The following is an 11,764-nucleotide window of genomic DNA, read 5'->3' on the forward strand; positions in this document are numbered from 1 at the left end:
TCAGTACTCTGATGATTATTCGCAAACCGGCAAAATACCGGGGGTTATGCAGGATAAATCAGGTAATAACCAAAATGAATTAATTAGGTTAAGTTATTAATAGTTGTGACCAAAGTGCCATGCTGTGTTAATAATTTGTATAACCCCTCTTTTTGTGGAATATTGTTCTGGGTTTTGTGGTGTTTTTGAAACTTAAAAACTAAGTTTATTGTTTTTTTTTAGGGTAATAAATTGTGATCATGGCGTCATAATTCAAAAATTATTAAAATTAATCACATTGCGGAATCCATTTCAACCAGATGAATTTAAACGTTTATTTTATAATTTTTCACGATATTGATTATTTGCTGATCATTTGAAATGCAACTAATTTGGCGCAAAATAGCGGTATTACTCTTGTGTAATTTACTATTTTGGAGCTAATTGTGGATCAATCAGAACGCATCACGTCCGCTTCTGCGAATGTACTCAATAACGAGTTTGAAGTTAAGTATCAAAATGTCATCAGCGATTTCTTCAGCCGGGATCCCGGCAAATGGCCAATTTTAAATCACCCGCAAATTCAGGCTATTACCGAATTCCGGCAAACCACACAGGCGGATGTTCAGCAAATAGGCCGCTATCCGAAAGGTGCTGAACTATTTTCCCGTCTGGCAGATGATTCACATATTCGTCAGAACGTTATCCGTCCGGGAGAAGGGCAGGATGATTTACTGGTATTTGCATCAGCGCTGTGTAAAAACTGGGAAAATCCGCTTGCGGTTGAAAATGTTATTGCCATGCCATCGGATCCGGCAATCTATGGCTCAATGCTCGGGTTACTGGGAAATCCGAATATGGTGTACTGCGAATACTCAGGTGTGGCAGATACCATGGAAAAAACCGTGGTCAGAAAAATAGCGAATCTGATAGGTTATGATGCGGACAAAGCCTCCGGTTTGTTCACCCAGGGCGGGACTATGTGTAACCTGTACGGGTATCTTTTCGGGATCCGTAAATCACTTAAACAGTCCAAACATCTGGGGATGTCTGTTGATCAGGATTTCCGCATTATCAACTCGCAGGGCGGGCACTACTCTAATATCACTAACCTGTCTTTACTGGGTGTGGATATTCAAAATAAAACCATCCGCATCCGTGTCGCATCAGATAATACGATTGACCTTGCTGATCTTGAGCAGCAAATCCGCGCCTGTTATACGGTTCACTGTAAAGTCCCGGTTATTTTGCTGACTGCCGGCACAACAGATACCTTTGGTGTTGATGAAATCAAACAGGTTCATGATCTGCGTAACCGCTTATGTGAAGAGTTTGAAATTGCCGATAAGCCACATATTCATGTGGATGCCGCAGTTGGCTGGCCGATTATCTTCTTTATTGATTATGACTTTGCGACGAACCCGCTGGCCATTAATGATGCCACACTGACCGGGCTTCGCCATAATGTAGAGAAATTTAAACAGCTTAAATATGCAGATTCTATTACGATCGACTTCCACAAATGGGGATATGTGCCTTATACCTCAAGCCTCGTGATGGTTCGTGATGGCGATGATTTCAAAGCGCTGGAAAACGATCCGGAAAACTTTACTTATTTTGAACACTCGCTGGAAGGACAGACGCACCTGCAATCCACTATCGAATGCAGCCGCAGTGGTGTCGGGATCTTCGGCGCGTACGCCGGGTTGCACTATCTGGGTGTTGAAGGATATCAGACGATTATTGCGCACTGTCTGCAAAATGCGAATTATCTGCGCAATCACTTGTTATCAATGGGTAATGCCTGCGTTATGGTGCCGGAAAACCAGGGGCCGAGTGTCGGGTTCCGTCTCTATTCACCAAAACTGGTGACAGATCCACAGGCCATGTTTGCGCATGAACTGACCTGCGCCAGTGATAAAACAGCCTATGACATGATGGTACGTAACAGTCACTGGCATCGTGATCTGTTCCTGAAACGTGGCAAATCCGGCCTGTATACTAACTGGGTGGATTCAATCGCCTGCTCAACCTATGCAGAACATAACCGGTTTGCGTATATTCCGGGAGAGAAAGCGGTGTTTATGAACCCGGTAACACAGCGTCATCATATTGATGCTTTTGTTGATATGCTCAGAGCCATGAGTGCCGAATAGTATACTCTTATTCATTCAAACTACAGGTTCGTTGGCTGCGGCTCAGCTAGCCGGGTCACATACTAATGTATGCTCCCCGTCTATCTTCCCTTGCCGCCTGCCTGCAACTTGAATGACGTTGGGTATATAATCAAACGATTGTTTTATGAAATTGAAAGTGGCGGAAAGTCCGCCGCTTTCAATTGAATAATAATTCTTATTATTCAATTTATTACATCTTAATTTTATTCTTTTTTTTCAGCTATTTTACAGACACTATATAGATAGTGTTAATTCACTCTGCGTGTGGTTTTATTACCTAATTATTCTTCTTTTGGCGAAATTATATTGTGAGATATTTTTGTTGATGTTAGCTTTGTGTTAGCCAAAACGTTAACAACATGAAAAAAACCACACAATTTACATTAGAAGGATACACATTATGAAACAGCTTTCTAACGCAGAAGTGGCAATGGTAAGTGGCGCAAACAATCAGGTAATTGCAGCGAATGAGCACAGTTCGGGTACTAAAGTGATTGTCGGGGTCGGTATAGGTACAGGCATTGGTATCGGTCCCTTTATTATCGGCGGAGGTGTCGCGATTATCAGAACGTTTACTCTGGGCGGCAGACGCTAAATTAGTTTCAGTAAAAGTCGCACAGGTCGCATAGACAGATATGCGACTTTTTTTTTGTTTTTTTTAATTTTTTTTTTATGTTATAAAAGAAAAAGAGCATCGCGGTAACTATACGATTAATCTATGTATCGCGGCGCAATTAAAACTGATTTTGACAATGAAGAGTAAAACCATGAACGCAATCATTAACCATCTGCTAAGCCTAAACCTACTACTCAGTTAGGTGGCTGCGTTTATTTGTTTTTCTTCACAAGCCACCAGCAAGGTGGCTTTTTTTGTATGTGTAACCTGCTGGTGGAACTGTTTTTTTAAGGGAGTTCCTATGATGTTTGGTTACACGGCAAGGATTATTATCAGTACCATTTCACCGCAGAATGATTGTTCTGCCGCCGCCTCAGTCACTCAGATGACACAGAAGGAGGCCGCATGAGTCAGCAATGGACATCCCGCTTCGGGCATATTTTAGCCGCCGCCGGCTCTGCTATCGGCATCGGTGCTATCTGGAAATTCTCTTATGTTGCCGCATCTAACGGCGGTGGCGCCTTTCTGATCGTTTTTCTGTTATTCAGTTTTGTTATTGGTCTTGCCGTCTTACTGGCTGAAAATATTTTAGGCAGCAGTACGCGGGCTGAAGCCGTTAATGCATTTAAACAAATGATGGGACGCCACTGGGCATGGATTGGCGTTATCGGTGTATTCAGCTCATGGTGTATTTACAGCTTTTACAGTGTGGTCGGGGGCTGGACCATTGGTTATACGGTGATGGCGGCGACCGGTAAACTGAATATCACGGACAGCGCAGAACTGACCGGTATATTCACCCGCTTTATCAGTGATCCCTGGTGGCCGGTTATTGCTCATCTCACCTTTGCCGGTCTGACCTGTTTTGTGGTGCTGGCGGGTGTACAGCGCGGGCTGGAAAAATCGGTTAAGATAATGATGCCGCTGTTATTTATCATCATGATTGCATTGATTATCATTGGTATCAGCTTGCCGGGTTCGTCTGCCGGACTGAAATTATTTTTGTATCCTGATTTCAGCAAACTGACCGGGAAAGGGGTATTGGATGCACTGGGGCTGGCTTTTTTCTCGCTCTCAATAGGGCTGGGTATTCATATTACCTACAGCGCCTATTTATCTGATAATAAAGGTATTGCAAACTCAAGTATGTGGGTGGTTATTCTCTCCTGCATGGTATGTGTGCTGGCAGGTCTGATGATATTCCCTGCATTGTCTGCCGCCGGTTTAGCGCCGGATGCAGGTCCCGGTCTGACCTTTATGACTATGCCGGTTTATTTCGCCCACTTACCCGGTGGCTCTGTTCTGGCGGTCACTTTCTTTGTTTTATTACTGATGGCGGCGCTGACTTCCGCAATTTCATTGCTGGAGCACATTGTGGCATATGTTCAGATGCGTTTTCAGTGGACGCGCCGCAGGGCGGGTCTGGTGGTAACAGCATCGATTATGCTGATGGGAATTCCGGTGTCTTTATCATTCGGACCGCTGAGTGATGTCACTTTCGGCGGAAAAACGGTGTTTGATCTGCTGGATTACCTGACATCGAATATTCTGATGCCGTTGTTCGGTATTGCGGTCTGTCTGATTTTCGGCTGGTCACGTAAGGCGAATGCGCTGATCCCTGACAACATTACCGGTCTGAAACGTCAGAGCTTATTGTTGGTGTGGCGCTATGTGGGGCCGATTTGTATTGGTGTGATCCTGGTACATGGTCTGATTGGCTGACAGAAGAATAAAAAAAAGCGGCAGGAAATTCTCCCTGCCGCTTTTGGTTTGACAGAACCGGTGTATCAGAACCGGTAGTTTACGCCGACCAAACCACTGTAAGGGGTTTCCTGTTTACTGCTTTTTGCGTAGTTAAATTCACCGTAAACAGCCCATTTATCATTGAGTTTTGCATCAATACCAACACCGTATTTCCCTGTGGTGCCGGACATATCATTTGTCCGTTTGGTTTCTTTATTAAGCTCAACCTCACCGTTTTTGGCAAACTCATGGTTAACCGCCACACGGATATAAGGTTTGATCTGCGCGCCGTTTTCCAGTATGAAATTTTTACCTAAAGTTGCACCCAGTTCACCACTGAACGATTTGGCAGCATCCGCTTTGATACTCATACCATTACTGTAGCGGTAATTTGCACCCTGTCCCCGGAAGGCGGACACCATAACGTAAGGCTCAATAAAGTAATCATCTTTTTCAAAGTATTTACCGGCTTCAACGGAGAAACCAACGCCGTTTGTATTACTGTCAGCCGATGTTTTTCCGTCATTGAAACGGGCATCATAAGTGCTGCGGAAATGGTTGGCTTTCACCACGCCATCCACATAAATCCCGGAATTGTGGCGGAAGGTTGAATAAACACCCAGACTGTAACTGTCTATTTTACCGTCGTTTTTAGCCATGTCGAGTGAGGAGTGGCTGTAACCGGCGAGTACCCCGGTCCAGAGTTTACCGCTTTCAAACTCTGTCATTTTGTCACCCCCGGCGACGATACCATTCATATCGTGGCGGTAAGCAACCTCATTATTATTGATATTATGGCGGGCAGTAGTGGCTTTTGACCAGACCCCGAGATTAACCTGCGAATCATTACGTAATTCACCCAGGCGGGCGCGCAATGTGCTTAATTCGCCTTTCCAGACAGTCGGAATGGCGTTGGCAATCATCAGAGCGGTTTTCGCCGGATCAGTAATTTCAGGGCGGACCGGATCAACAGGTTTTACCGGTACTTCCGGATCAACAGGTTTTGTCTCTTTTACAGGGGAAAGATACCATTCATCTGCCGTATTTTTATCCTGAACCAGATAGTATTTGTAAGCACCTAAATCAACGCTTTTATTGGTCAGGGCGAAGGTATCGTTCTGACTGCCTGCTGCATGGATCAGATGATAACGGTATGGATCAGTTGTATTGCTGACCAGCGCTTTACCTGAGTCCATCACACGGACACCGTGATTACCGCTGACCGAGTCAGTGATATTGAGAAAATCACCTTTGCCGTCAGCCAGACCGGTGTTCATCACAAATAATCCGTTACCGCTGAGCTCATTGATATTTAACTGACTGTAATTATTAGTGTTATTTCCGGTCATATCACCGAATACTGTTACGCCGTTGTTGGTCAGTTTATTGATAGTCGCTATCGACTCAGGAGATGCTTCATTCTGACTTATGTATATGAATGACTTATCATTCTTCAGATTAACCTGTTCAGCGTATGCGCCTTTACTGAGAACACCGTTCAGAGTGTGATCACTGCCTGCGCCCAGAATCAGAGAACCATTCTCAACAGTCAGTGTACCCAGTGAATATGCCCCGTCATCCAGGGTACTACGCCCGCCATTTTGGATGGTGGTATTTTCGGTACTGCCGTATGCCTGTACATGCTGAGTTCCGCCATCGACCAATGTTGCTGCGGCTTCTGCATATTTTTGCACAAGCTGAATACCCTCTTTATAAATAGTGGTATTTTCTGCCTTGCCGTTCAGACCGACTGTTTGTGTGCCGCCCGCCATAACTTGTGTGTTTTCAGCGGTTGGTTTATCGCCCCAGGTTTCGTCAGGATCATTATCCGGAACCCATTGTCCGTTTTCCCAGTCACCGCTGTGGTTTGTGATGATTTGCTCACCATAAATCACCGTATCTTCCGCAGTCCCTGATTTTATTCTTTGGGTACCACCGTCATAAATAGTGGTATTTTTGGCGCCGGTTTTGTCATTGACATAAACCATCTGGTAGCCGCCGTCATATATGTAGTTATTCAGCGCCAGTCCTGATACTGACTGGTAACTGCCTGCTCCGGTAATATAATTATTAATGGCGGTCCCGGCGTCTACCGTATAAGTGCCGCCATTACGGATAAGGGTATTTTTTACAACCGCATCATCTGATTTTATGGGGATATAGAGTTCACCGCCGTCAATCAGGTTATTTTCAGCATAGGCATTGTAGCTGACCGTCAGTTTCCCGTTGGTTTTCACCTGCGTGTTATACGCCTGTACTTTTTCTTTATCTGATGCCGTCCGTAACTCCATAACACCCCATGCATCAACCGTGGTGTTATAGGACTTTGTTCCGTTATGCAGTTGCAGGTTCCCGGTATTGTTTGCATCAATACCCCTGAGCGTAATATTTATCACGCTGCTGTCATCAAACGCGGTTCCGCGGTATGAGTCGCCCAACCGGAAAGAGGCGTGGTCGAGGGTTGTGCCGATAAGGTGGGTATCGTCGGTGAAATTCACTGTTGGTTTGACTGATGAAGGATACGCCATATCAATTTCAGTCAGAAATTTCGAACCCTTAATCGTAACGCCTTTATTTGTTTCAGTCGCTTTCAGTGCATCACTGTCAGCATTCGTATAGCTGCCACCCTTTTTAATCTGCTCAATACGCAGTGATTCATCACTGAACTTAAATTCAGGGATCGGTTCCGGGGGGGATGGTGGCGGGAGGTGCGGTATCAGCAATACCCACAGAAGAATACGCTATGCCGGTTACTGAGAGTATCAGGAACGACAATTTTTTTTAATTTCATCACATTGCCTGTTTTTTCGGAGATGGAATGAACCGGAGGTCGCCATCTGCTCAGCAGATAACGCAAGTGTACTTGGTACATATAAATACTTATCACGGGTGTAAATCTTAAATTTTACGTTATGGCAAGTCAATGTGTCGTAAATCCAACAAATTATAAAATTAATAGTTTTAAATTTAATTTAATTTAAATAGATTTCTGCATGAATATAAAACGAGTATTTTAGTGATTTGTTATTTAAGGATGAGATATAAAGCATTTAATAAACATTATAATTATATGTTAATTAATAACATATACACAACACAATGTTTGATTTATGGGTGTAGCGAGATTATTAATCGCCAATAATGTATTTCATGGCGATATATTCTTTTTTTTTGTTGTATGTCATTTCTGTTTTTTTAAGAAAAAGATAAACACAGGCGCCGGGCATTAGTTTACCGGTTGGTTTATCAGAAATATTACTGTGTTATTGCCGGTATCAAATTACAGGATGGCTGTTTATCCGGCTGAAAATAAAAGGAATCATCAGCAGATCAACTTGATTTTTATCGGTAAATAAATAAGGAGCAGGTATATCAGGCAGTGGTGTGAATGCCCCTCCAAAAAATGATAAATTTTCCTGTTCTTGTGTACATTAAATCCGGTCTTGTATATATTCATCGTTTAGCTTTTTGTGTCATTTACTCATTAGATTGACAGGAAATACGTCGTATGAAAAAGATGAAAGGTATATTTATTGCTCTTGCTGTAACGGCTTTATTAGGGGGCTGTGCCCGTACTGCACCCATTCTGACGCCTCAAACCTCTGTTACTGCTAATGTTTCGGCTGATAAAGTAAAAACAGCTATTCTGGAAGCAGGTCAGAAACGTGACTGGATTATGAAACAGACCGCTCCGGGTGTTATTGAAGGTAAACTGATTTCACGCGATCACACTGTCCGGATCAAGGTTACCTATAGCGCAACTTCTTATAAAATCAGTTATGTTGACAGCCAGAATCTGAAAGCCTCTGATGGTAAGATTCATAAAAGTTATAATCGTTGGGTAAATAACCTGGATAAAGATATTCAGCTCCGCCTTGCTGCTCTGTAAATATAACTCTGATAAAAATGTAATTTCACTAAGGTGAAATTACATTTAATTTATAATTATGATAAAAAAAATTAAAATTCGATAACGACGATATTTCTGCTTTTGATGCCATCAGCGACGCTCAGAAAATTGCATTTGCGCCCATGTTATTCCAGGCAACAATGTGTTTGCGCGACTTTGGTATTTTGGCTTTTCTTGATGAAAAAGGAAAAACAGGCGCACTTCTCAGTGAGATAACGCAGGCTGTTTCGTGCAGTGATTATGCGGTTTCTCTGCTGCTTGATATGGGGCTGACCGGTAAATTAATTTATATGAACGGGGAGTCTTACTGTCTGGGGAAAACCGGCTGGTTCCTGCTTCATGATGAAATGACCCGGGTGAATCTCGATTTTACACAACATCTTTGCTATCAGGGTTTGTTTTCACTGAAAGAATCACTGGAGAACGGCAAACCGGAAGGACTGAAAGTGTTCGGACCGTGGGAAACGATTTATCCTGCCCTGAGCCAGTTACCCGAACCGGCAAAAACCAGCTGGTTTAATTTCGATCATTTTTATTCAAGTGGTGCTTTCAACGCGGCCGTCAGTGTGATTGCAGAGTATTCTCCGTCTCAGCTTTATGATGTCGGCGGGAATACCGGAAAATGGGCGTTGATCTGCTGTGAGGCACTTCCCTGTATCAATGTGACCATCCTCGATTTACCGCAGCAGATAGCGCTGATGAAAGAAAATATCAGCACAACGGCCCATCATGCACGGATAGCCGGCACCGCCATTAATATTCTGGATGAGTCTGCGTTACCTGATGCGGCAGATATCTGGTGGATGAGCCAGTTTCTTGACTGTTTCACCCCTGAACAGATCGTTGCAATCCTGATAAAAATCCGCACTGCCATGAAACCCGGGGCAAAAGTCGCCATTATGGAGCTGTTCTGGGATTGTCAGCCGTATCATGCAGGTGCGTTCAGCCTGAATGCATCCTCACTCTATTTTACCTGCATGGCTAACGGAAACAGCCGCTTTTATGCACTGAGTGAATTTAAAACACTGCTGCACAATGCCGGGTTTGAGATTGAGCGTACGGAACATAATTTAGGCGTGGGGCATACTTTGCTTATCTGCACTCCGGCGGATAAATAGCCGGTACTGAAATATGCCTACCCAACATCATTCAGGATGCAGGCAGCCAACGAGCCTGCAGTTTGAATGAATAAGGGTATAAACATAATCTGATTGGTGAGTTTACGTATTTATGCGCTTTAGTATCGATATCCTTGACCGGACAGCGCTTGCACCGGGACTGACGACGACAGAAGAGTGGCTTGCGTGGAGCCGGCAGTCTGCACCGGTTATCAGTGCCGCACATCCGCTGCCTAAGTGTTCTCAGTTACCGATGATGATGGCGCGGCGCTTAAACAGCGGCAGCCGTCTGGCGGTCAACTGTGGACTGGAAATGCTGCGGAAACACCCGTCAGTGGATGCCATTGTGTTCAGCAGTCGCCACGGTGAGCTGGAGCGGAATTACCGTATCCTCAGCGAATTAGCGACACAAACCCCCGCGTCACCGACAAATTTTACGATGTCTGTTCATAATGCGGCGGTGGGGACTCTGGCGATTATTGCAAAATCCACTGTACCGACCTCGTCTGTTTCTGCGGGAAAAGAGAGTTTTCAGCAGGGATTATTCGAGGTGTTATCTTTATTACACGGCGGGCATAAATGTGTTCTTTTCGTGGATTTTGACGGCGCAATTCCGGATGTTTATCAGCCTGTTCTGCCTGACGGTACGCCTTTTCCGCCCTATGCCTGTGCGCTGGTACTGACAAAAGGAACGCAATGGTCGTGTACCGCACAGCCTGTTGTCCCGGCATCTTCAGAGCAGAGCAACCTTCCGCAGAGCCTGCAATTTTTAAACGGGCTTCTGAACGCGCAGAACCAATTTCATGTTACCGGTGATACCCACCGGTGGAACTGGCAGGGTAACTGACGATAATTATGCGTTTTATGTACTGGCCGGAGCGGCTCTGGCGGCAATGTATCACTCTGTTTTGCTTTGTGTTATTCGGCGTCGGCGGGGTATTACTCTCATTTATCTGGTTTAACGGCCTGTTTTTGTTTTGTCGGAATAAACCTCTGCGGGTAAGGCTTGCGCGGCGCAGTGTCAGTTATAGTTTCAGGTTGTTTTTATGGGTCACAAAAGTGCTGGGGGTGATGAGTTATACTGTCGGTGGCGCTGAAAAACTGCACCAGGATAAAGGCTGTCTTATCCTCGCGAATCACCCGACATTGCTGGATTATGTACTGATTGCCTCCGTCATGCCGGATGTGGATTGTCTGGTAAAATCAGCACTGCTGCGTAATCCGTTTGTCAGTGGCGTTATCCGTGCCTGCCACTATTTAGTGAATAACCAGCATGACATTTTGCTGGAAGAGAGCCGGGAGCGCCTGGCGCAGGGCGATAATTTACTGATATTTCCCGCCGGTACCCGGACGACACCGGGTGTGCGGACACCATTTCAGCGGGGAGCGGCAAATATTGCCCTGCGGTGTGATTGCCCGGTACGCTTTATTCATATTTATAACAGTGAAACGGCGCTGACGAAACAGAGCCGCTGGTATGATATTCCGCAACAAAAACTGCGTTATAACATAGTGATAGGTGAACGACTGGAAAGTGATCAACTGATTGATCCGAAAACCGAATTACCGTCTCTGCGGGCGCGGCAACTGACGCGTATTTTTGAAAGCCGTTTACTGTGACCATTAAATTTACACCGTCATTAAACTTACATAACCATTAAATTTTAGATAATCATTGGGATTTAGACTTGCTATGGCCGATATATCATCAGTGCAGAATGCATTAAAACAACTCATTATTGACACGCTGAATCTGGAAGATATTGCCCCGGACGAGATTGAAACGGATGCCCCGCTGTTTGGTGACGGGCTGGGTCTGGATTCTATCGATGCGCTGGAACTGGGACTGGCGATTAAAAACCGGTATGGCGTTGTTTTATCTTCGGACAGCGATGAAGTCCGTAAACATTTTTATTCTGTTGCCACGTTAGCAGCATATATTGACTCACAGAAATAACCGGAAATAACGATGAAACAGGAAGAACTTTATCAGGAGATCAGTCAGTTGCTGGTTTCTTTATTTGAAATTGAACCCGATCAGATCAAACCGGAATCCCGTCTGTATGAAGACCTGGATCTCGACAGTATTGATGCGGTGGATATGATTGTTTATCTTCAGAAAAAAACCGGAAAAAAAATCAAACCGGAAGCCTTTAAAAGTGTCCGTACAGTGCAGGATGTTGTTGATGTGCTGAGCGACCTTTTTACTGAAGAATAATCA

Annotated in this window: 10 protein-coding genes; 9 read left to right on the forward strand and 1 reads right to left on the reverse strand. The window is 44.5% G+C overall.

Going from position 1 to position 11,764, the window contains the following annotated elements:
- Positions 1-425 precede the first annotated feature (425 nt).
- The 3 genes from AYY16_RS12735 (at position 426) to AYY16_RS12745 (ending at position 4,494) form a co-directional block, all read left to right on the forward strand.
- Positions 426-2,135: a pyridoxal phosphate-dependent decarboxylase family protein gene (locus tag AYY16_RS12735; protein ID WP_067367062.1), complete on the forward strand. Its 1,710-nt coding sequence runs from the start codon at positions 426-428 to the stop codon at positions 2,133-2,135.
- Between the two features lie 421 nt (positions 2,136-2,556).
- Positions 2,557-2,751, forward strand: coding sequence for a hypothetical protein (locus AYY16_RS12740; RefSeq protein ID WP_067367064.1), 195 nt, complete (start codon positions 2,557-2,559; stop codon positions 2,749-2,751).
- 426 nt (positions 2,752-3,177) lie between these two features.
- Positions 3,178-4,494, forward strand: a complete 1,317-nt coding sequence (locus AYY16_RS12745) for a sodium-dependent transporter (protein WP_067367067.1) — start codon at positions 3,178-3,180, stop codon at positions 4,492-4,494.
- A 65-nt stretch (positions 4,495-4,559) separates the two neighbouring features.
- On the opposite strand, the gene AYY16_RS12750 is transcribed toward AYY16_RS12745, so the two are convergent.
- On the reverse strand, positions 4,560-7,238 hold the full coding sequence (locus AYY16_RS12750) for an autotransporter outer membrane beta-barrel domain-containing protein (RefSeq protein WP_067367069.1): 2,679 nt from the start codon (positions 7,236-7,238) through the stop codon (positions 4,560-4,562).
- A gap of 785 nt (positions 7,239-8,023) precedes the next feature.
- On the opposite strand from AYY16_RS12750, the gene AYY16_RS12755 reads away from it, so the two are divergent.
- From AYY16_RS12755 to AYY16_RS12780, 6 genes are all read left to right on the forward strand, one after another.
- The gene (locus AYY16_RS12755; RefSeq protein ID WP_067367072.1) at positions 8,024-8,404 is read left to right on the forward strand and encodes a hypothetical protein; all 381 of its coding nucleotides are present in this window, start codon (positions 8,024-8,026) and stop codon (positions 8,402-8,404) included.
- A gap of 92 nt (positions 8,405-8,496) precedes the next feature.
- On the forward strand, positions 8,497-9,543 hold the full coding sequence (locus tag AYY16_RS12760) for a methyltransferase (RefSeq protein WP_067367075.1): 1,047 nt from the start codon (positions 8,497-8,499) through the stop codon (positions 9,541-9,543).
- Positions 9,544-9,655: 112 nt separating this feature from the next.
- Positions 9,656-10,390, forward strand: a complete 735-nt coding sequence (locus tag AYY16_RS12765) for a beta-ketoacyl synthase chain length factor (RefSeq protein WP_067367078.1) — start codon at positions 9,656-9,658, stop codon at positions 10,388-10,390.
- A gap of 8 nt (positions 10,391-10,398) precedes the next feature.
- The gene (locus tag AYY16_RS12770; protein ID WP_067367081.1) at positions 10,399-11,163 is read left to right on the forward strand and encodes a lysophospholipid acyltransferase family protein; all 765 of its coding nucleotides are present in this window, start codon (positions 10,399-10,401) and stop codon (positions 11,161-11,163) included.
- Positions 11,164-11,236: 73 nt separating this feature from the next.
- The gene (locus AYY16_RS12775) at positions 11,237-11,500 is read left to right on the forward strand and encodes a phosphopantetheine-binding protein (protein ID WP_067367084.1); all 264 of its coding nucleotides are present in this window, start codon (positions 11,237-11,239) and stop codon (positions 11,498-11,500) included.
- Between the two features lie 12 nt (positions 11,501-11,512).
- On the forward strand, positions 11,513-11,761 hold the full coding sequence (locus AYY16_RS12780) for an acyl carrier protein (RefSeq protein WP_067367090.1): 249 nt from the start codon (positions 11,513-11,515) through the stop codon (positions 11,759-11,761).
- The last annotated feature ends 3 nt before the right edge of the window (positions 11,762-11,764 follow it).

Origin of the sequence: Morganella psychrotolerans, assembly GCF_001676155.1 — a bacterium.
Taxonomy (GTDB): domain Bacteria; phylum Pseudomonadota; class Gammaproteobacteria; order Enterobacterales; family Enterobacteriaceae; genus Morganella; species Morganella psychrotolerans.

Bases quoted from the DNA above. Each gene is read 5' to 3' on its own strand.
- AYY16_RS12740 (WP_067367064.1), top strand. From the start codon at position 2,557: ATGAAACAGCTTTCTAACGCAGAAGTGGCAATGGTAAGTGGCGCAAAC.
- AYY16_RS12745 (WP_067367067.1), top strand. From the start codon at position 3,178: ATGAGTCAGCAATGGACATCCCGCTTCGGGCATATTTTAGCCGCCGCC.
- AYY16_RS12755 (WP_067367072.1), top strand. From the start codon at position 8,024: ATGAAAAAGATGAAAGGTATATTTATTGCTCTTGCTGTAACGGCTTTA.
- AYY16_RS12765 (WP_067367078.1), top strand. From the start codon at position 9,656: ATGCGCTTTAGTATCGATATCCTTGACCGGACAGCGCTTGCACCGGGA.
- AYY16_RS12770 (WP_067367081.1), top strand. From the start codon at position 10,399: ATGCGTTTTATGTACTGGCCGGAGCGGCTCTGGCGGCAATGTATCACT.
- AYY16_RS12775 (WP_067367084.1), top strand. From the start codon at position 11,237: ATGGCCGATATATCATCAGTGCAGAATGCATTAAAACAACTCATTATT.
- AYY16_RS12780 (WP_067367090.1), top strand. From the start codon at position 11,513: ATGAAACAGGAAGAACTTTATCAGGAGATCAGTCAGTTGCTGGTTTCT.